Raw genomic sequence first — 19,955 nt, 5'->3', positions numbered from 1 at the left:
ACGACAGCCCGCGACCGGCTGCACCTCTCGGCCATTTCGAGGTCAAACGCTGACACTTACCGAGGGGAGGTCCCGCCATGTCCCGTTTCAGCAAGTCCACCACCCGCGAAGAAGTCCAGCACGAGATCGAGAGCCTGATGCGCGCACTCGATGAACTGAAGCACGATGCCGCCCGTGATTCACGCAAGCGTCTGAGCGCACTGCGCTCGCGTGCCGAATCGCTCTGGCACGATCAGGATTGGGACGAGCACTATGCCGACCTGTCCAAGCGCACCCGCGAGGCCAGCCGCGCGGCGCGTGACTGTGCCAAGGAGCACCCGCTGGGCACCCTGGCCCTGGCGGCCGGCGCCTTTGCCGTGATCGGCTACCTGATCACCCGTCGCTGACCGGCAAACGCCATGCTCAACGCCGAAACGCCGCGGCTGAAGTTCGCCCTGTACGGTGCCCATGACGACCTTGGCAGTGCGCTGCTGGTGGAGCTGCTCAGCCGCCAGCATGAGGCCGTGGCATTGCTCGACGATCTCAATTCGATATCCGCCCGGCCTGGTCTGCGGACCAAGCCGGGCGATCCGTTCGATGCAGTGAGCGTCAGCGAGAGCGTGGCGGGAATGGATGCGGTGGTCTGCCTGTTTCAGACGCCGCGGCTACCCGGTGCCGATGCGGTTACCGGCGAGTCACCCCAGCGTGATTTCTATCAGGCGGTCGAGGCCCTGTTGCTCGGTCTGGAGCGCGCCAGGGTCGAGCGCCTGTTGCTGGTTGCCGACTTTCCGGCGATCGAGCTGCAGCCGGAAGTCGAAGCAGCCCTGCAGCGCCTGATCGCCCATCCGCTGCGCTGGACGCTGGTGGATGCGCCCTCAGCCGGCAATCAGTTGACCGTCGAGGCGCTGGCCGAAGCCGCTGGCAAGGGCGAGGCCAATCCCTATCGGGAATTGCAGCGCATTGCCGCGGGCATCGTCGACGAACTGGAACGACCGCAGCACATCCATGAGCGCATCCACTTCAGCAGCTAGCTGAGTTGCCGGCGCATTTCGGCGAGCACCGGCGCCGTGTCGGGCCGAACCCCGCGCCACAGTTCGAAGGCTTCCGCCGCCTGCTCCACCAACATGCCAAGCCCGTCACGGGTGTTCGCACCCAGCGCTGCCGCCCACTGGCAGAACGCCGTGGGCGTAGCCGCGTACATCATGTCGTAGCAGAAGGTCTGACCCGGCCGGATCAGGCTGTCGGCCAGCGGTGGCAGTTCGCCGCCGAGGCTGGCCGAGGTGCCATTGATGATCAGGTCAACCGGTTCGGCAAGATCGGCGAACGCGCTGGCCGACAGCGGGCCCAGTGCGCCGAATTCCTGCGCCAGCTGTTCGGCCTTGCTCGGTGTGCGGTTGGCGACGATCAGCGCGGCGGGCTTCTGCGCCAGCAACGGCTCGAGTACGCCACGCACGGCCCCGCCGGCGCCCAGCAGCAGGATGCGCTGACCGCGCAGCGCCACACCGGCGTTCAGCAGATCGCTTACCAGCCCGGCACCATCAGTGTTGTCACCGAGCAGGCGGCCGTCTTCGAGCTTCTTCAGGGTATTCACCGCGCCGGCCCGACGGGCGCGCTCGGTGAGCTGATCCGCCATGCCATAGGCCTGTTCCTTGAACGGCACGGTGACATTGGCGCCCTGGCCATCCCGGAAAAACGCCCGGGCGAACCCCGGAAAGTCATCCAGCGGCGCCAGCAGTGCCTCGTAGCAAAGCGCGTGGCCGGTCTGCGCGGCGAACAGGGCGTGAATCTGCGGTGATTTGCTGTGGCCGATGGGGTTGCCGAAGACGCCGTAGCGGTCCATGGGTGAATCCTTGCAGTGTTGGGTGCAGGTAGCAGTCGAAGGTCAGGGCTGCTCGGCGAGCCAGTCGCGGTCCTGCAGGAAGTACTCGGTCAGCCGCGCTTCCGGTGTGCCCGGCTCGGGGTGCTTGTCATAGCCCCAGGCCACTTGCGGCGGCAGCGACATCAGGATGGATTCGGTACGCCCGCCCGACTGCAGGCCGAACAGCGTGCCGCGGTCATAGACCAGGTTGTATTCGACGTAGCGGCCGCGGCGCAGCAGCTGGAACTGCCGCTCGCGCTCGCCGAACGGCGTGGCCTTGCGCCGCTGAACGATGGGCAGGTAGGCGTCGAGGTAGGCATCGCCGACTGCGCGCATGAAGGCGAAACTGGTGTCGAAATCCCACTGGTTCAGATCGTCGAAGAACAGCCCGCCGACCCCACGCGGCTCGTGGCGGTGCTTGATGTGGAAATAGCGATCGCACCATTCCTTGTAGCGCGGATAAACATCCGCACCGAACGGCGCGCAGGCATCCCGCGCGACCCGGTGCCAGTGCACGCAATCTTCCTCGGTGCCGTAATAAGGCGTCAGGTCGAAACCACCGCCGAACCACCAGACCGGTTCCTCGCCTTCCTTCTCGGCGATGAAGAAGCGCACGTTGGCATGGGACGTCGGCACATACGGATTGTGCGGGTGGATCACCAGCGACACGCCGAGGGCCTCGAAGCCGCGTCCGGCCAGTTCAGGCCGATGAGCACTGGCCGACGGCGGCAGGCTGTCGCCATGCACGTGGGAGAAGTTCACGCCGCCTTTCTCGATCAGCACGCCGTTCTCGATCACCCGCGTCCGGCCGCCACCGCCACCGGGCCGCGTCCAGGCGTCCTCGGCGAAGCGCGCGCCGCCATCTTCGGCCTCCAGCGCAGCGCAGATGCGGTCCTGCAGATCGAGCAGATAGGCTTTGACGGCTTCGGTCCTGTGGTTCACGAAATCACCTTGCGAATGACCGCACGCAGCCCTCGAGGCGCGGCTGAGCGGTGCTTGAAACGGGGTCGGCCGGCAAGCATAGCATCCAGCCGATTGACGAACGCAGCCCCGGCGGGTTGGATAGGCGCTCTTTCAAAGACCAGGAGCCAGACATGTCCCAGCGCATCCAATTCAGCCAGCACGGCGGTCCCGAAGTCCTGGAACAGATCGATGTGCCGCTCAGCGCGCCGGCTGCAGGCGAGGTGCGGGTGCGCAACCACGCCATCGGCCTGAACTTCATCGACACCTATTTCCGCGGCGGCCTGTACCAGCCGCCGAGCCTGCCGTCCGGTCTGGGCACCGAGGGTGCCGGCGTGGTCGACGCGGTGGGTGAGGGCGTGCAGCACCTGCAGCCGGGCGACCGCGTCGCCTATGCCACCGGTCCGCTCGGCGCCTACGGCGAACACCACACGCTGCCGGCACGGCATCTGGTCAAGCTGCCGGACTCCATCAGCTTCGAGCAGGCTGCCGCGGTGATGCTCAAGGGCCTCACCTGCCAATATCTGCTACGCCAGATCCACCCGTTGCAGGCCGGCGAAACGGTGCTGTTCCATGCCGCGGCCGGCGGTGTCGGATCGATCGCCTGTCAGTGGGCGCGCGCACTGGGCGCGCAGTTGATCGGCGTGGTCGGCTCGGCGGAAAAGGCCGAGCGGGCCAAGGCCCTGGGTGCCTGGGCCACCATCGATCGCACCCGTGAGGACGTGGTGCAGCGCGTACTGGCGCTGACCGAGGGCAAAAAATGCCCGGTGGTCTACGACTCGGTGGGCAAGAGCAGCTGGGAAGTTTCCCTCGATTGCGTCGCCCCGCGCGGCTTGCTGGTCAGCTTCGGCAACGCGTCCGGCGCCGTCACCGGGGTAAACCTCGGCGTGCTGGCGCAAAAGGGCTCGCTGTTCGTCACCCGGCCTACCCTGGCCGGCTACGCCGACACGCCGGAGCGTCTGCAGGCCATGGCCGACGAACTGTTCGAGATGATCGGCAGTGGCAAGATCCAGGTCGAGATCGGCCAGCGCTACCCGCTCAGCGAAGCGGCCGAAGCGCAGCGCAAGCTGGCGGCAGGGGAAACCACCGGATCGACCATTCTGCTGCCCTGAACACGGTGGCGGCTGACGCTGCAGGGCAGCCGCGCCGCCGTCGATTCGCCGGCTCAGGCCGGACGAATCACCTCGCCCGTGCGCAGATCGCGGATGACGCTGGGATTGCGTCGCCCGCCCAGCGGGCCGTTGAACACCGCGTCGAGCTGCTGTGGGAAATACTGCTCGACCCGCAGCCGCGAGCGTGCCGCCGGACGGCCGGCAGGGTTGGCGGACGTCGAGACCAGCGGGCCAGTCAACGCACACAGCCGCGCGACCAGCGGATGATCGGTCACGCGCAGGGCCACGCTGTCGTGCCGGCCGGTGATCCACTCCGGCAAGCGACCGCGATGCGGCACCAGCCAGGTGTTCGGCCCCGGCCAGGTGCCGGACAGGCGGTCGAGCCAACGCTCGGGCACATCCTCCAGCAGGAAATCGAACTGCTCGATGCTGTCGGCGACCAGAATCAGACCCTTCTCCACGGGCCGCTCCTTGAGCGCCAGCAGGCGCATCACCGCCTCTTCGTCCCACGGGTCGCAACCCACGCCCCAGACCGCTTCGGTCGGGTAGGCGATCACTCCGCCGGCCCGGACCACCCGCGCCACCTGCTGCACACGCCAATCGCCGATCATGCCGACCTCTGCCTGGATGCAAAAAGCGGCAGTTTACCCAACGCATCTGCCGCGGAGCAGAGGCGCCTCATACTGATTCGCAACAAGCTGCAACAGGATCGTGGCTCCGATCCGCCCTGATGCGAGCACGCAAATCGGCGACGAATGTGCCGCATGTCCGCGCAGCCCCGCCTAGCGGCTCGCCACCGCCCAGAGGCCGTTGTCGCAGGCAACCTGACCCTCGACTTCCAGTTCGGTCAGCTGCGCCAGCACCCGTCCCAGCGGCAGTTCGAGCGCCAGGGCCAGTGCTTCGCTGCTGCGTGGCGCCGCGCGCAGCTCGCGCAACAGCGGATCGTCCGTCTGTGGCGGCATTGGCCTAGCCTCAGCTGACAGCTCGACTCGTTGCCAGCCGCGTAGCGCTTCGAGCACATCCTCGACCGACTCCACCAGCGCAGCGCCCTGGCGGATCAGCTGATGGCAGCCACGGGCGCCGGGGTGATGGATCGAACCGGGGATCGCATAGACCTCGCGGCCCTGCTCGGCAGCGAGTCGCGCGGTGATCAGCGAACCACTGGACGGACTCGCCTCGACCACCAGTACGCCCAACGAAAGGCCGCTGATGATGCGGTTGCGGCGCGGAAAGTTGCTCGCTTGTGGCGGGCAGTCCAGTGGCAATTCGGACACCAGCGCACCGCCGCCTTCGACAATCTGCCGCGCCAGGGCGACGTGGCGCTGCGGATACAGCCGTTCGAGGCCGGTACCCAGCACCGCGACGGTCTTGCCGCCTGCATCCAGCGCACCCTGATGGGCCGCACCATCTATGCCCAGGGCCAACCCACTGGTGATGACGAAACCGGCACTCGCCAGGCTGCGGGAGAAGGCCCAGGCGTTGTCCAGGCCGTTGCGCGAGGCGCGGCGGCTGCCGACCATCGCCAGCTGCGGTCGCTCGAGCAGCGTCGGGTCGCCGGCAATGAACAGCAGTGGCGGTGCATCAGGCAGTTCGGCGAGCAGAGCAGGGTAGTCGGGATCGTCCCAGCAGAGCAGGTGCCGGCCGGGCTGCTCCAGCCAGGCAAGGGCGGCGCTGGCACGTTCACGGATTTCAGCACTGCGCCGCGGCTCGGCACAACTGGGCGGCAACCCCAGCGAGCGCCAGGCACTGGCTGGCGCGCTCAGCGCCGAGGCGGCATCGGGAAAGGCACTGACCAGCTTGCGCAGCCGACGGGGCCCGAGTTCGGGCAGCAGATGCAGACGCAGCCGGGCTTCGAGCTCGGCAGGGGAAATGACAGGCATGGGCGAGCACCCCTTGTCTCGTCGCACCGCATCCTTGCGGTGTTATCGCAGCATGAAAAAGCCCCGCATTCGCGGGGCTTTCTTCGTTCAGGGGTTGCGGACCTTGTCCTTCACCGACAGCGAGCGGGTCGCCTGCAGCACCAGGCCGTAGCTGAGCTTGTCGTAGGTGCGGAACACCATCAGCAGACCGGAGCGCTCGTCCGGGATCTTCACGTTCTCGCCGGTCACGCGATCGCGCACGGTTTCGCCGGTCTTGTACACCGCCAGCACGTTGCCGTCCTGCAGACCGTCACGCGCTCCCCTGTTCAGCGTGACCACATCGAACTGGCCGATCTGGGTGACGCCGCGCGGCACATCCAGAATCACGCCTTCGACCTGGGTGGACGGGGCGCTCGGCATAAAGGTGGAGTTGACCGCGCGCTCCTCGCCCGGGAACAGGCGATCACCGATGCGCGCTTCCTGGGTGGTGCGGGTCAGCTGCATGGTGGCGATGTCGCCTTCGATTTCGACGATCTCGACGGTGCCAACGTCATCGGCATTGATGCCGAGGAACTCGCCGGTGTCCGGATCGACGTAGGTCTTGCCCTGGCGGAAGATGCCGTAAGCCGGCATGTTCGCTTCGAAGCTGCCGCGGCCGTAGATGCGATCGCCGGCGCCGCTGATCACGCGCTCGGCATTACCGGCGACGATGTACGGAGCACCCTGGAACTGCTCGGCGGTGTCGATGATGCGGTTGCTCAGCAGAAAGCTGTTGATTGCTTCCAGCGGAATGGTCGGGATGGCTTCGGCCATGGGCGTAGTGCGCACGGTCGGCGACAGCTTGATGGTGCCGCGCGAGGCGCCGCGGTCGAGTACCAGACGCGGCTGACCGTCGACATAGACCAGGCTCAGCGTGTCACCGGGATAGATCAGATGAGGATTGGCGATCTGAGGGTTGGCGTGCCACAGCTCCGGCCATTTCCACGGCTCGCGCAGGAAGCGGCCGGAGATGTCCCAGAGTGTGTCGCCCTTCACCACGGTATACCGCTCCGGGTGATTGTCCTTGAGCTGCACCGCAGCCTGGGCGAGCCCGCCGACGGCCACCAGCAGCAGGGCGAGTAGTGATTTCCTCATGTGGTGAATCCCTTTATTATGTGCCTTCACGTAAAGCGCCCTAGCGCCGCGGAACCCTTTTGGATCGCGGCATTAAGCCGTTTTCCATGCTGCTCGGCATCTTAGCAGCGGCTTTTGACTTTATTCCATAAGTGCATCACAAACGCATATGGCCATTCTGAACATCCTTGAATTTCCCGATCCGCGGCTGCGCACCATCGCCAAACCGGTGGATGTGGTCGATGACGAGCTTCGTCAGCTGATCGACGACATGTTCGAGACCATGTACGAGGCTCCGGGCATCGGCCTGGCCGCGACGCAGGTCAATGTGCACAAGCGCGTGGTGGTGATGGACCTGTCCGAAGACAGGTCCGAGCCGCGGGTTTTCATCAATCCCGAATTCGAATCGCTGACCGACGAGATGGACCAGTACCAGGAAGGCTGCCTGTCGGTCCCGGGCTTCTACGAGAACGTCGATCGCCCGCAGAAGGTGCGGATCAAGGCGCTGGATCGCGATGGCAAGCCCTACGAACTGGTCGCCGAAGGCCTGCTCGCGGTATGCATCCAGCATGAATGCGATCACCTCAACGGCAAACTGTTCGTCGACTACCTCTCCAGCCTCAAGCGCGACCGGATCAAGAAGAAGCTGGAAAAGATCCACCGCCAGCAGGCTTGATTCCCGAACCTCGAAGGCTTGCTACGGCAAGCCTTTTTCTTAGCGAGCTCCCCATGACTCAGCCCTTGCGCATCGTTTTCGCCGGCACCCCGGAATTCGCCGCCCAGCACCTGCAGGCCCTGCTCGATGCGGGCAAATCGATCGTTGCGGTCTACACCCAGCCGGACCGCCCTGCCGGTCGCGGTCAGAAGCTGATGCCCAGCCCGGTCAAGCAGCTCGCCATGCAGCACGACATCCCGGTGTTCCAGCCGCAGACCCTGCGTGACCCCGCGGCCCAGGCGGAGCTGGCAGAACTGCAGGCGGATCTGATGGTGGTCGTGGCCTACGGCCTGATCCTGCCGCAGGCGGTGCTCGACCTGCCGCGCCTGGGCTGCATCAACAGCCACGCCTCGCTGTTGCCGCGCTGGCGCGGTGCCGCGCCGATCCAGCGCGCGATCGAAGCCGGCGACACACAGTCCGGAGTCACCGTGATGCAGATGGAAGCGGGGCTGGATACCGGTCCGATGCTGCTCAAGGTCAACACGTCGATCAGTGACGAAGACACCGGCGGCTCGCTGCACGACCGTCTCGCCGTGCTCGGCGCGCAAGCCGTCGTGCAGGCCGTCGACGCCCTGGCCGCTGCCACGCTGACTCCCGAAGTGCAGGACGATAGCCTGGCCACCTATGCCCACAAGCTGAGCAAGGACGAGGCACGCATCGACTGGACACGCCCGGCGGTCGAGCTGGAACGTCTGATTCGCGCCTTCAACCCCTGGCCGATCTGCCACAGCACGCTGAACGGCGAAACGCTGAAGATTCATGCCGCACGCCTCGGCGAAGGTCATGGCGAGCCCGGACGCATCCTCGAAGCGAGCAAGACCGGGCTGACCGTTGCCTGCGGTGAAGGCGCCCTGTCGCTGACTCGCCTGCAACTGCCCGGCGGCAAGCCGCTTGGCTTCGGCGACCTGTACAACAGCCGCCGCGAGCAGTTCGCCCCCGGCCTGGTGCTCGGCCAATGAACCCGCGCCTGGCCGCTGCCCGTGCGCTGAGCGCCGTGCTATCAGGCAAGGCCTCGCTGGGCAGCAGCCTGCCGGAGGTGCTCGGCAAGGTCGACGCCCGCGACCGCGGCCTGACCCAGGACCTGGCCTTTGGCACTGCGCGCTGGCAGCCACGCCTGGCCGGCCTGGCCGACAAGCTGCTGCAGAAGCCGTTCAAGGCTGCCGATCGTGACGTCGAGGCGCTGTTGCTGGTGGGCCTGTACCAGCTGTTCTATTCCCGCATTCCGGCCCATGCGGCCATCGGCGAAACCGTCGGCTGCGTCGACAAGCTGAAGAAGCCCTGGGCCAAGGGCCTGCTCAATGCCGTGCTGCGCCGTGCCCAGCGCGAAGGCGAAGCCCTGCTGGCCGAACTGGAACACGATCCGGTGATCCGCGTCGCCCATCCGCGCTGGCTGCAGAAGGCGCTCAAGGCCCACTGGCCGGAGCACTGGGAAGCCATCTGCGCGGCCAATAATGCCCATCCACCGATGATGTTGCGGGTCAACCGCCGTCAGGTCAGCCGGGATGGATACCTTGCCGAGCTGCAGAGCGCCGGCATCGAAGCGCATCCCTGCGAGTTCAGCGAGGACGGCATTCGCCTGGCCGCGCCGTGCGATGTGCACCAGCTGCCGGGCTTTGCCGAAGGACGGGTCAGCGTGCAGGACGAGGCCGCGCAGCTGGCCGCCTCGCTGCTCGACCTGGCGCCGGGCCAGCGGGTGCTGGACGCCTGCTGCGCACCGGGCGGCAAGACCTGCCACCTGCTCGAACGCGAGCCAGAGCTGGCCGAGTTGATCGCGCTGGATCTGGAGCCCAAGCGGCTGGTCCGCGTACGCGAAAACCTCGAGCGCCTGAGACTGGATGCAAAGCTGATTGCCGACGATGCCCGCGCCACCGATCGCTGGTGGGACGGCAAGCCGTTCCAGCGCATCCTGCTCGATGCACCTTGCTCGGCCACCGGCGTGATCCGTCGGCATCCGGACATCAAGCTGACCCGCCAGGCCGACGACATTGCTCCGCTTGCCGTGCTGCAGGGCGAGATGCTCGACGCGCTGTGGCCGACGCTGGACGTCGGTGGCGTCCTGCTCTATGCCACCTGCTCCGTGCTGCCGACCGAGAACCGTGAGGTGATCGCTGCCTTCCTCGAACGCACACCGGGCGCCCGTGAACTGGATCTGGCGGGCAGCTTCGGCCTGCCACAGACGCACGGGCGCCAGCTGCTGCCGCAGGAGAACGGCCACGACGGCTTCTACTATGCCAAGCTGATCAAGATCGCAGCGCAGCCACGTGGCGTCAGTGGGTGAGTCGAAACCCCGGCGCAATGCGCGCGGGCCCAACATGGAAGCGGCGGCAAGCGTCCGCCTTTCAGGAGTGATCGCGTGAAGATCATCATTCTCGGCGCCGGCCAGGTCGGCGGCACCCTCGCCGAACACCTCGCCAGCGAAGCCAACGACATCACCGTGGTGGACACCGACGGCGACCGCCTGCGCGACCTCGGCGATCGCCTGGACATCCGCACCATCCAGGGCCGCGGCTCGTTTCCCACCGTGCTGCGCCAGGCCGGCGCGGACGATGCTGACATGCTGGTGGCGGTGACCAACAGCGACGAAACCAACATGGTCGCCTGTCAGGTGGCGTACACGCTGTTCCATACGCCGACCAAGATCGCCCGGGTGCGCGAATCGGCCTATCTGGTGCACTCAGGCCTGTTCAACAACGAAGCGATCCCCGTGGACGTGCTGATCAGCCCCGAGCAGGTGGTCACCAACTACATCAAGCGCCTGATCGAGCATCCCGGTTCGCTGCAGGTGATCGACTTCGCGGGCGGCAAGGCGCAGCTGGTCGCGGTGCGCGCCTATTACGGCGGTCCGCTGGTCGGCCAGGAGCTGCGCCAGCTGCGTCGCCACATGCCCAACGTCGACACGCGCGTGGCGGCCATCTTCCGCCGCAACCACGCCATCCTGCCGCAGGGCGACACGGTGATCGAGGCCGATGACGAGGTGTTCTTCATCGCCGCCAAAGGTCATATCCGCGCGGTGATGAGCGAGATGCGCCGCCTCGACGAGAACTACAAGCGCATCGTCATCGCCGGCGGCGGTCACATCGGCGAGCGGCTGGCGGAGGCCATCGAAAGCCGTTACCAGGTCAAGATCATCGAGATGAACCCGGCGCGCTGTCGCTACCTCTCCGACACCCTGGACAGCACCATCATCCTGCAGGGCAGTGCATCGGATCGCGATCTGCTGGTCGAGGAGAACATCAACGAAGCGGACGTCTTCCTCGCGCTGACCAACGACGACGAGGCCAACATCATGTCCTCGCTGCTGGCCAAGCGGCTGGGCGCGCGCAAGGTGATGTGCATCATCAACAACCCGGCCTACGTCGACCTGGTCCAGGGCGGCGAAATCGACATCGCCATCAGCCCGCAACTGGCTACCATCGGCACGCTGCTGACCCACGTCCGCCGCGGCGACATCGTCAGCGCCCACTCACTGCGTCGCGGTGCGGCCGAAGCCATCGAGGTGATCGCCCATGGCGATCCACGCTCGAGCAAGGTGGTCGGCCGCGCCATCGAGCAGATCGCGCTGCCACCGGGAACCACCATCGGCGCGGTGATCCGCGACGATCAGGTGCTGATTGCCCATGACGATACGCGTATCGAATCGGGCGACCACGTCATCCTGTTCCTCGTCGACAAGAAACACATTCGCGACGTGGAACGGCTGTTCCAGGCTGGACTGACCTTTTTCTGATCAGCTGTTCCGCTTGATAGACGACCCGCCAACTGGCGGGTCGTTTTGTTTTATCAATCGCCGGTCGGCCTGGAGGACAAGCTGGAACACTTCCCGGCGCGGCTATTCCGGCGGCCAGCAGCAACGCGTGGCGATTGCCCGGGCGCTGGCGATGCGGCCGAAGGTGATGCTGTTCGACGAAGTGACCTCGGCGCTGGATCCGGAACTGTGCGGCGAGGTGCTGAACGTGATCCGCCGCCTCGGCGAGGCGCACAATCTGACGATGCTGATGGTCACCCACCAGATGGGCTTCGCCCGCGAATTCGCCGACCGGGTGTGCTTCTTCCATCAGGGTCGGATTCACGAACAGGGCAGTCCGGACAAGCTGTTCAACAACCCGCAGGAGGAACGCACCCGGGAGTTTCTCAGCGCGGTCAACGAAGCGCACTGAAACGCCACACAGCCGTCACAGGCTGCCGGCACGATACGGGCGCAACGGCTAAGACCAATGGCGTATGCTGGCAGCCTTTGCCGGTAATCGCTTTGCACTAAAGTAAGAAAACCTCCCTGGGCGCCGCGCTGCAAAAAGGTCCGAAGATGCTCGAATCACTGGAAAAGATGCTCTCTCAAGGCATGGATAATCCGATGCTGCGCTTCGGCCTCGGCAAGGGCTACATGGATGCCGGGCAGCCGGGCCGGGCAGCGCAGCACTTGCGTCGCTGCGTCGAACTCGATCCGAAATATTCCGCCGCCTGGAAACTGCTGGGCAAGGCGCTGCAGGCCGATGGCGACAAGACGGGCGCCCACCAGGCCTGGGAACGCGGCATTGCCGCGGCGAACGCCCAGGGCGACAAGCAGGCGGAAAAGGAAATGAGCGTGTTCCTGCGCCGGCTCGACCGGCTGACGCCTGACTGAAGCGGCAGCGTCGTGCGCCGAGGAGTCAGTCCTCGCGCACGAACTGCAGGCCGACCCCTTCGGCATCGACCCGCATCACCACCATCCGCAGTTCCGGCGCCGGGATCGGCAGGTCCTGCACCTGCCCCGTGACCATCGCACCCGGTTGCAGTACCACCAGTTCGGGATGGCGCACGTAGACACCGCCGTCCGACAGATCACGGGTATGGGCGAAAACCTCGCCAAACGCCGGATGCGCAATGCGGATGCGGCACTTCATGTTGGTACGTGGATGCTGTCGCTGATTGCGCATACGATCGTCCTTGTCGTTGTTATTCGGTCAGTACCAGCGCTTCTCGCCGGCAGGGCGTTTCTTGAAGCGCTTCATGGTCCACATGTATTGGCTGGGGTAGGCGCGCACGTACTTCTCGATCATTGCGCTCATCGCCGCAACGCCGGTTTCGGCATCCTCGCTGTACATCCCTTCGGGCGCCGCCTCGAGGATCACCTTGTAGCCCGAACCGTCCTCCAGGCGCAACGCGTGAAGAAAAACGCCAACCGCCTTGCCCCCGGCGAGCATGCCCGGCACGAACTTGCTGGTCAGCGCCTGGGTGGCGAAGAAAGGCACGAAGATACCGCTGCCTTCGCTCGGTTCCGGATCGGCCGGGATGCCCACGGCGCCGCCACGACGGACTTCCTTGATGACGCTGAGAATGCCTTCGCGGGTCGACGGCGCGACCCGATTGCCCAGTTGCACGCGCTGTTGCTGCAGCAGTTCGTCCACGGCCTTCAACTTAGGCGGGCGATAGAAAATGATCGGCTTGCACTGCTCGCAGTAGAAGTGATTCAGCACCTCCCAGTTGCCGAGGTGGCTGGTGATGCCGACCACGCCCTTGCCGGACGCCAGCGCCGCCTGCAGCACTTCAAGGCCTTCGACCTGACGGACCAGACCGAGGGTCTTCTGCGCCGGCCAGATCCAGGCGCAGGCGCTTTCGGTGAAGGTCATGCCGGTTTCACGCAGCGTGCGGCCGAGCAGCGCTTCGAGCTCCACGGCACTCAGTTCGGGAAAGCACTTTTGCAGATTGATCCGCGCCACCTCACGCGAGCGGTTCGGCAGCTTCCACATCAGCCAGCCGATCATCGCGCCCAGGCCCTGGACCATGCGCCAGGGCAGTCGAGCGAAGAGTCGCAGGGAGCCGACGACCAGGGCACCTTTGAGCTTTTCCACACCGCACTCCGAAATTTTCAGGTCGCCTAGTCTACCTGCAACCGCGGTCAGCTTTCAGGCGCAGCCGCCGCAATGCCTTGCATCTTGGCAGCACCGCCCTGCAATGGATCAGCCGCTGCGGGCCAGCTCGGCATACCGCTCGCAGTCGGTGAGGTGGTCCATGACCAGTCCGCAGGCCTGCATGTACGCGTAGCAGATGGTCGGCCCGACGAAACTGAAGCCGGCCTTCTTCAGCCCCTTGCTCATGGCATGCGCCTCCGGCGAGACGGCCGGCACCTGATCCAGGCGCTCGAAGCGGTTGATCCTTGGTTGGCCATCGACGAAAGACCAGATGAAGCCTACCGGATCCTCCAGCTGCAACCAGGCGCGCGCGTTGCTGCGCGCTGCCTCGAGTTTGCGCCGGTTGCGGATGATGCCGGGGTCCTGCATGCGTTCGTCGATCTCGGCGTCGCTCATGCGCGCCAGGCGCGCGGCATCGAAGCCGAACAGTACCTGTCGATAGCGCTCACGCTTGCGCAGTACGGTGATCCACGAGAGACCGGCCTGAAAGGCTTCGAGCAAGAGGAATTCGAACAGCACCTGCGGATCGCGAGTTGGCACGCCCCATTCGCGATCGTGGTAGTCGATGTACAGCGGATCCGTGCCGCACCAGGCGCAACGTGGCATGTGGTCTCCTTGCGCAGGCCTCGTCCAATGGCCGAAACCATCGCAAGCGCGACCATGCGGGGGGTATACTTCGAGGCTTTCTGTCGAAGCCCAGCACAGGTGAAATTTTGAGCCAGACTACGCCTGCCGTGCGCACCTTCCAAGACCTGATCCTCGCCCTGCAAAGCTACTGGGCCGAGCAGGGTTGCGTGGTCCTGCAGCCCTATGACATGGAAATGGGCGCCGGTACATTCCACACCGCCACCTTCCTGCGCGCCATCGGTCCCGAGACCTGGAACGCCGCCTATGTTCAGCCTTCGCGCCGCCCGGCCGATGGCCGCTATGGCGAGAACCCCAACCGTCTGCAGCACTACTACCAGTTCCAGGTGGTGCTCAAGCCCAACCCGGACAACATCCAGGACCTGTACCTGGAGTCGCTGCGCCGCATCGGCGTCGACACCTCGGTGCACGACGTACGCTTCGTCGAGGACAACTGGGAATCGCCGACTCTCGGCGCCTGGGGTCTGGGCTGGGAAGTCTGGCTCAACGGCATGGAAGTCACCCAGTTCACCTACTTCCAGCAGGTCGGCGGCGTCGAGTGCTACCCGGTCACCGGTGAGATCACCTACGGCCTCGAACGCCTGGCCATGTACCTGCAGGGCGTCGACTCGGTCTACGACCTGATCTGGGCCGACGGCCCGTTCGGCACCGTGACCTATGGCGACGTGTTCCACCAGAACGAAGTGGAGCAGTCGACCTACAACTTCGAGCACGCCAATGTACCGAAGCTGTTCGAACTCTTCGATTTCTACGAGAGCGAAGCCAACCGGCTGATGGCCGCCGAGCTGCCGCTGCCGGCCTACGAGATGGTGGTCAAGGCCTCGCACACCTTCAACCTGCTCGATGCCCGTCGCGCCATTTCGGTCACCGCGCGCCAGCAGTACATCCTGCGCGTGCGCAGCCTGGCGCGTTCGATCGCCCAGAGCTACCTGCTGGCCCGGGCCAAACTCGGCTTCCCCATGGCCACCCCCGAACTGCGTGACGAAGTGCTGGCCAAGCTGGAGGCTGCAGAATGAGTGCACTGGATTTTCTCGTCGAACTGGGTACCGAAGAACTCCCACCAAAGGCGCTCGCCAAGCTGGCCGAAGCCTTCTGCGCCGGTATCGAGAAGGGCCTGAAGGACGCAGGCCTCGGCTTCGTCAAGACGCAGGCCTATGCCGCGCCGCGTCGCCTGGCCGTGCTGGTCGAACAGCTGGCGACCCAGCAGCCGGACCGCAGCATCAACCTCGACGGTCCGCCGATGCAGGCTGCCTTCGACGCTGACGGCGAGCCGACCCAGGCCGCCCTGGGCTTTGCCCGCAAGTGCGGCGTGGACCTCGCCGAGATCGATCGTAGCGGGCCGAAGCTCAAGTTCAGCCGCACCATCGAAGGCCAGCCCGCCAGCCAGTTGCTGCCTGGCATCGTCGAAGCATCGCTGAACGACCTGCCGATCCCCAAGCGCATGCGCTGGGCCGCACGCAAGGAAGAGTTCGTCCGCCCGACCCAGTGGCTGGTGATGCTCTTCGGTGAGCAGGTGATCGATTGCGAGATCCTCGCCCAGCGCGCCGGACGCGAATCCCGCGGCCACCGCTTCCACAGCCCGGGCCAGGTGCACATTTCCAAGCCGTCCAGCTACCTGGAAGACCTGCGCGGCGCCCATGTGATCGCCGACTTCGCCGAGCGCCGCGAGCTGATCGCCAAGCGCGTCGAGCAGCTGGCGGCCGAGCAGAACGGTACGGCCATCGTGCCGCCGGCGCTGCTCGATGAAGTGACTGCGCTGGTCGAGTGGCCGGTGCCGCTGGTCTGCTCGTTCGAGGAACGCTTCCTCGAAGTCCCGCAGGAAGCGCTGATCACCACCATGCAGGACAACCAGAAGTACTTCTGCCTGCTGGATGCCAACGGCAAGCTGCTGCCGCGCTTCATCACCGTGGCCAACATCGAATCCAAGGACCCGGCGCAGATCGTCTCCGGTAACGAGAAGGTGGTGCGCCCGCGTCTGACCGATGCCGAGTTCTTCTTCAAGCAGGACAAGAAGCAGAAGCTCGACAGCTTCAACGATCGCCTGAGGAACGTGGTGTTCCAGGCCCAGCTCGGCACCGTCTATGACAAGGCCGAGCGCGTCTCGCGCCTGGCCGGACTGATCGCCGAACGTACCGGTGGCGACAAGCAGCGTGCCGAGCGCGCCGGACTGCTCTGCAAGTGCGACCTGGCCACCGAAATGGTCGGCGAGTTCCCGGAGATGCAGGGCATCGCCGGTTACTACTACGCACTCAACGACGGCGAGCCGGAAGACGTGGCGCTGGCACTGAACGAGCAGTACATGCCGCGCGGTGCCGGCGGCGAGCTGCCAAGCACGCTCACCGGCGCGGCCGTGGCCGTGGCCGACAAGCTCGACACCCTGGTCGGGATCTTCGGCATCGGCATGCTGCCGACCGGCTCCAAGGACCCCTACGCCCTGCGCCGTGCCGCCCTTGGCGTGCTGCGCATCCTCATCGAGAAGCGTCTGGATCTGGATCTGGTCGAAGCGGTGAACTTCGCCATCGGTCAGTTCGGTGGTCAGGTGAAAAGCGTCGGGCTCGCCGATCAGGTGCTGGAATTCATCTTCGACCGCCTGCGCGCACGCTACGAGGACGAGGGTGTCGACGTTGCTGCCTACCTCTCGGTGCGTGCCGTGCAGCCGGGTTCGGCGCTGGACTTCGACCAGCGTGTGCAGGCGGTACAGGCGTTTCGCACCTTGCCGGAAGCTGCAGCACTGGCCGCCGCCAACAAGCGCGTCTCCAACCTGCTGAGCAAGTTCGATGCGAAGCTGCCGGAAGCGGTCGAGCCACGCTGGTTCGACAACGCCACCGAGTTCTCGCTGTACTCGGCCATTCAGCAGGCCGAGCAGGCGGTGCAACCGCTGGCCGCGGCGCGTCAGTACCGCGAGGCGCTGGAGCGCCTGGCGCACCTGCGCGGCCCGGTGGATGCCTTCTTCGAGGCGGTGCTGGTGAACGCCGAAGACGCTTCGGTGCGTGCCAACCGTTACGCCTTGCTGGCCCGGCTGAGAGGACTGTTCCTTGGCGTTGCCGATATTTCCGCACTTGGCTAAGCCCGTGAAGCTGATCGTGCTCGATCGCGATGGCGTGATCAACGAGGACTCCGACGAGTACGTGAAGTCGCTGGAGGAGTGGATCCCCATTCCCGGTTCGCTGGAAGCCATCGCGCGGTTGTGCAAGGCCGGCTGGACGGTGGCGGTTGCCACCAACCAGTCGGGTGTCGCGCGCGGCAAGTTCGACCTCAGCACCCTCGGTGACATGCATTTCAAGATGCAGCAGCTGGTGATGGAGCAGGGCGGACGTATCGATCTGATCGTGCACTGCCCGCACGGTCCGGACGATGGCTGCAACTGCCGCAAACCGAAACCCGGGATGTTTCGCACCATCGCCGAGCACTTCGGCCTGGCGGACCTGAAGGGCGTGCCGGTGGTAGGCGACAGCCACCGCGATCTGCATGCCGGGATGTTGCTCGGCGGCGTGCCCTACCTGGTCAGGACCGGCAAGGGCCTGCGCACCCTGGAGGGTACGTTGCCGCCGGGTACCCAGGTCTTCGACGACCTGGCCGCTGTTGTCGATCATCTACTCGAGAGTTCTCGATGAGCCTCCTGTTACCCGTTCGTATCGCCCTGTTCTATTTCATGCTGGCCTTCACCGCATTCGCCTGGTGTCTGGTGAGCCTGGTGTTCGCCCCGTTCATGGCGTTCCGCGCGCGCTATCGCTTCGTGGTACAGAACTGGTGCCGCTGCGCCGTCTGGCTGGGCAAGACGCTGGTCGGCCTGCGCTACGAGGTGCAAGGTGCGGAGAACGTACCCGCGCGTCCCTGCGTGATCCTGGCCAAGCATCAGAGCACCTGGGAAACCTTCTTTCTCTCGGCCTACTTCGAGCCGCTGACCCAGGTGCTCAAGCGCGAGCTGCTGCGGGTGCCGTTCTTCGGCTGGGCAATCATGCTGCTCAAGCCGATCGCCATCGATCGCGACAACCCCAAGGCGGCGCTGCGCCAGGTTGCCAAGCAGGGTCACGAGCGCCTGGAGCAGGGCGCCTGGGTGCTGATCTTCCCCGAAGGCACCCGCGTGCCTGTGGGAGAACAGGGCAAGTTCTCGCGCAGCGGCGCCGCACTGGCGGTGAACGCCGGTCTGCCGGTGCTGCCCATCGCCCACAACGCCGGCATGTTCTGGCCGAAGGCGGGCTGGGGCAAGCGACCCGGCACCATTCAGGTCGTTATCGGCCAGCCCATGTTCGCTGACAGCGAAAGCCCGCGCGCCATCGCCGAACTCAACCAGCGCGCCGAAGACTGGATCAACGCACAGGTCAGCGAGCTTGAAGCTCAGGGTCGTTCGACCCTCTGATCAATACGCCGGGGCAGGGCAGGGACGTCCGCCCATCTTAGCGAGTCCCCTATGCAGCAAATACCCAACCACCAGCTGGTCGCCGAATGGCTGCGCCTGCTCGACGGCTACCCGACCGAAGCGGCTGCTGCACTGCAGGCCGTTGCCGAAGAAAAATGTGGCGAACTGGCCGAGCATTTCTATGCGCAGATGCTGGCCGACCCGCACTCGGCCAGTTTCCTGTCCCACGACCAGGTGAAGAACCGCCTCGGCAAATCGATGCAGAAGTGGATCGTCACGGTGTGCTCGTCAACGGCCCACAGCGACCTCGACGCCGTGGTCGACCTGCAGCGCAAGGTTGGTGAGATCCATGCGCGTATCGAGATTCCGGTCAGCCTGGTGCTGCGCGGGTCGCGCTCGCTCAAGGGCCGCCTGCGCGAGTTGCTGGAACAACGCGAACTCGCCGAGCCGATCAGGCGCAAGGCCGCGCGCATGGGTGCCGATCTGATCGACCTGGCGGTAGAGATCATCTGCTTCGCCTATTCCCAGTCCCACGACCGCAACTCCCGCGCGGAGGAAGCCTATCGGCTGTTCTCCGTGTCACAGAACATCGGCGTCGAGAAGGAACGCCAGCGCGCCGCACTGCTGGACTGGGAGAACCAGCTGATGTTCGACCTGGCCATCGGCAACCTCACCGGCGCGTTGCCGCAGCTGGCGGGGTCCGAGTTCGGCCTGTGGTTCCGCCACAAGGCATCCCATGCCTTCCAGGGCTCGCCGGAAAGCGCGAGCATCCTCGACTACATCACGCAGATCGATGAGGAGCTCAAGGCCATCGCCGCGCTGGAAGATGCCGGTGGACGCCTGGGCAAGCTGCATCAGATTCGCGAACAGACGCGTTCGATCAAATTCCTGCTCGACAGCCTGTTCGAGCAGGCCAATGATCTGGAAGCCGGCCGTGACGTGCTGACGCGCCTGCTCAATCGCAAATTCCTGCCGGTGGTAATGGCCAAGGAAGTGCTCTACGCGCGTCAGTCGAACAACGCCTTCGGCGTGCTGGCCATCGACGTCGATCACTTCAAGCGCATCAACGACACCTATGGCCACGAAGCCGGGGATCAGGTCCTGCAACAGGTTGGCGCACTGCTGGCCAGCAACACCCGCGGCGGCGACTACGCCTTCCGCCTGGGAGGCGAAGAGTTCCTGCTGGTACTGGTGGATATCGATGCCAACAAGGCGCTGGCAGCCGCTGAGAAACTGCGCGAACGCATCGCCCGCGAACACTTCCGCCTTTCCAGTGGCGACGTGCTCCAGGTGACGGTCAGCGTCGGTATGGCGGTACACGATGGCCATCCGGACTACGAGCGTCTGCTGCAGCAGGCTGATCGCGCGCTGTACCAGGCCAAGAACGGCGGCCGCAATCGCTGCGTGCTGCATCAGGACTGATCGGAACACGCTGTCGCATACAAGCAAAAGGGGAGCAGCCTCGC

The 19,955-nt window shown here is 65.4% G+C and carries 21 protein-coding genes and 1 pseudogene; 14 read left to right on the top strand and 8 right to left on the bottom strand.

From position 1 onward, the window contains the following. Positions 1 to 77 precede the first annotated feature (77 nt). Both EA798_RS00110 and EA798_RS00105 read left to right on the top strand, forming a co-directional pair. A complete protein-coding gene (locus tag EA798_RS00110) occupies positions 78 to 386 on the top strand; it encodes an ElaB/YgaM/YqjD family protein (RefSeq protein WP_106156874.1) in 309 nt (102 codons plus the stop codon). Between the two features lie 12 nt (positions 387 to 398). After that, entirely contained in the window at positions 399 to 1,010 is a 612-nt protein-coding gene (locus EA798_RS00105; protein ID WP_122097641.1) for an NAD(P)-dependent oxidoreductase, read from the top strand. On the opposite strand, the gene aroE is transcribed toward EA798_RS00105, so the two are convergent. Beyond that, positions 1,007 to 1,819: a shikimate dehydrogenase gene (gene aroE / locus EA798_RS00100; protein ID WP_122097640.1), complete on the bottom strand. Its 813-nt coding sequence runs from the start codon at positions 1,817 to 1,819 to the stop codon at positions 1,007 to 1,009. The genes EA798_RS00105 and aroE overlap by 4 nt on opposite strands. A 42-nt stretch (positions 1,820 to 1,861) precedes the next feature. Further along, complete coding sequence (hemF, locus tag EA798_RS00095; protein ID WP_122097639.1) at positions 1,862 to 2,779, bottom strand: oxygen-dependent coproporphyrinogen oxidase; 918 nt, start codon at positions 2,777 to 2,779, stop codon at positions 1,862 to 1,864. Positions 2,780 to 2,931: 152 nt separating this feature from the next. Here hemF and EA798_RS00090 point away from each other — a divergent pair, with 152 nt between their 5' ends. After that, positions 2,932 to 3,909 (top strand): NADPH:quinone reductase, encoded by a 978-nt coding sequence (locus EA798_RS00090; RefSeq protein WP_122097638.1) that lies wholly within the window; start codon positions 2,932 to 2,934, stop codon positions 3,907 to 3,909. 53 nt (positions 3,910 to 3,962) lie between these two features. Here EA798_RS00090 and tsaC read toward each other — a convergent pair whose 3' ends face one another. The 3 genes from tsaC to EA798_RS00075 form a co-directional block, all read right to left on the bottom strand. Next, positions 3,963 to 4,520 carry an L-threonylcarbamoyladenylate synthase type 1 TsaC gene (gene tsaC, locus EA798_RS00085; RefSeq protein WP_122097637.1) on the bottom strand — a complete coding sequence of 186 codons (558 nt, stop codon included), beginning with the start codon at positions 4,518 to 4,520 and terminating at the stop codon, positions 3,963 to 3,965. A 171-nt stretch (positions 4,521 to 4,691) separates the two neighbouring features. Further along, positions 4,692 to 5,789 (bottom strand): DNA-processing protein DprA, encoded by a 1,098-nt coding sequence (gene dprA, locus EA798_RS00080; RefSeq protein WP_122097636.1) that lies wholly within the window; start codon positions 5,787 to 5,789, stop codon positions 4,692 to 4,694. A gap of 87 nt (positions 5,790 to 5,876) precedes the next feature. After that, positions 5,877 to 6,902: a LysM peptidoglycan-binding domain-containing protein gene (locus EA798_RS00075; protein WP_122097635.1), complete on the bottom strand. Its 1,026-nt coding sequence runs from the start codon at positions 6,900 to 6,902 to the stop codon at positions 5,877 to 5,879. Between the two features lie 148 nt (positions 6,903 to 7,050). Between EA798_RS00075 and def the strand changes: the two genes are divergently transcribed. The 6 genes and pseudogenes from def to EA798_RS00045 all read left to right on the top strand — a co-directional run bounded on the left by def (position 7,051) and on the right by EA798_RS00045 (position 12,217). Next, positions 7,051 to 7,557: a peptide deformylase gene (gene def, locus EA798_RS00070; RefSeq protein ID WP_015275050.1), complete on the top strand. Its 507-nt coding sequence runs from the start codon at positions 7,051 to 7,053 to the stop codon at positions 7,555 to 7,557. Between the two features lie 53 nt (positions 7,558 to 7,610). Beyond that, entirely contained in the window at positions 7,611 to 8,555 is a 945-nt protein-coding gene (fmt, locus tag EA798_RS00065; RefSeq protein ID WP_122097634.1) for a methionyl-tRNA formyltransferase, read from the top strand. Then, positions 8,552 to 9,874, top strand: a complete 1,323-nt coding sequence (gene rsmB / locus EA798_RS00060) for a 16S rRNA (cytosine(967)-C(5))-methyltransferase RsmB (RefSeq protein ID WP_122097633.1) — start codon at positions 8,552 to 8,554, stop codon at positions 9,872 to 9,874. Before fmt ends, rsmB begins: the two co-directional genes overlap by 4 nt. Positions 9,875 to 9,949: 75 nt before the next feature. Further along, the gene (gene trkA, locus EA798_RS00055; protein WP_106156895.1) at positions 9,950 to 11,323 is read left to right on the top strand and encodes a Trk system potassium transporter TrkA; all 1,374 of its coding nucleotides are present in this window, start codon (positions 9,950 to 9,952) and stop codon (positions 11,321 to 11,323) included. 63 nt (positions 11,324 to 11,386) lie between these two features. Continuing rightward, positions 11,387 to 11,753: pseudogene (locus EA798_RS00050) on the top strand (ATP-binding cassette domain-containing protein); the annotation flags it as partial. Positions 11,754 to 11,899: 146 nt separating this feature from the next. Further along, positions 11,900 to 12,217 (top strand): tetratricopeptide repeat protein, encoded by a 318-nt coding sequence (locus tag EA798_RS00045; protein ID WP_106156898.1) that lies wholly within the window; start codon positions 11,900 to 11,902, stop codon positions 12,215 to 12,217. Between the two features lie 25 nt (positions 12,218 to 12,242). On the opposite strand, the gene EA798_RS00040 is transcribed toward EA798_RS00045, so the two are convergent. The 3 genes from EA798_RS00040 to EA798_RS00030 form a co-directional block, all read right to left on the bottom strand. Then, on the bottom strand, positions 12,243 to 12,509 hold the full coding sequence (locus EA798_RS00040; RefSeq protein ID WP_015275041.1) for a PilZ domain-containing protein: 267 nt from the start codon (positions 12,507 to 12,509) through the stop codon (positions 12,243 to 12,245). A 27-nt stretch (positions 12,510 to 12,536) separates the two neighbouring features. Then, the gene (locus EA798_RS00035; RefSeq protein ID WP_106156900.1) at positions 12,537 to 13,424 is read right to left on the bottom strand and encodes a lysophospholipid acyltransferase; all 888 of its coding nucleotides are present in this window, start codon (positions 13,422 to 13,424) and stop codon (positions 12,537 to 12,539) included. A 108-nt stretch (positions 13,425 to 13,532) separates the two neighbouring features. After that, complete coding sequence (locus EA798_RS00030; protein WP_122097632.1) at positions 13,533 to 14,090, bottom strand: DNA-3-methyladenine glycosylase I; 558 nt, start codon at positions 14,088 to 14,090, stop codon at positions 13,533 to 13,535. 107 nt (positions 14,091 to 14,197) lie between these two features. Here EA798_RS00030 and glyQ point away from each other — a divergent pair, with 107 nt between their 5' ends. Genes glyQ through EA798_RS00005 form a run of 5 tightly spaced genes read left to right on the top strand, consistent with a single transcriptional unit; the run spans position 14,198 to position 19,911 of the window. Further along, positions 14,198 to 15,145, top strand: coding sequence for a glycine--tRNA ligase subunit alpha (glyQ, locus tag EA798_RS00025; protein ID WP_003284253.1), 948 nt, complete (start codon positions 14,198 to 14,200; stop codon positions 15,143 to 15,145). After that, entirely contained in the window at positions 15,142 to 17,196 is a 2,055-nt protein-coding gene (glyS, locus tag EA798_RS00020; protein WP_122097631.1) for a glycine--tRNA ligase subunit beta, read from the top strand. The genes glyQ and glyS overlap by 4 nt, the downstream gene beginning before the upstream one ends. A gap of 4 nt (positions 17,197 to 17,200) precedes the next feature. Continuing rightward, positions 17,201 to 17,743 (top strand): D-glycero-beta-D-manno-heptose 1,7-bisphosphate 7-phosphatase, encoded by a 543-nt coding sequence (gene gmhB / locus EA798_RS00015; RefSeq protein WP_106156906.1) that lies wholly within the window; start codon positions 17,201 to 17,203, stop codon positions 17,741 to 17,743. Continuing rightward, on the top strand, positions 17,740 to 18,489 hold the full coding sequence (locus tag EA798_RS00010; protein WP_122097630.1) for a lysophospholipid acyltransferase family protein: 750 nt from the start codon (positions 17,740 to 17,742) through the stop codon (positions 18,487 to 18,489). The genes gmhB and EA798_RS00010 overlap by 4 nt, the downstream gene beginning before the upstream one ends. 51 nt (positions 18,490 to 18,540) lie before the next feature. Next, positions 18,541 to 19,911 carry a GGDEF domain-containing protein gene (locus EA798_RS00005; RefSeq protein WP_122097629.1) on the top strand — a complete coding sequence of 457 codons (1,371 nt, stop codon included), beginning with the start codon at positions 18,541 to 18,543 and terminating at the stop codon, positions 19,909 to 19,911. Positions 19,912 to 19,955: the final 44 nt, after the last annotated feature.

It is taken from the genome of Pseudomonas songnenensis, from assembly GCF_003696315.1.
Lineage (GTDB): Bacteria > Pseudomonadota > Gammaproteobacteria > Pseudomonadales > Pseudomonadaceae > Stutzerimonas > Stutzerimonas songnenensis.
Note: the sequence above shows the minus strand (reverse complement) of the source record. Positions and strands in the feature narration are given on the sequence as shown.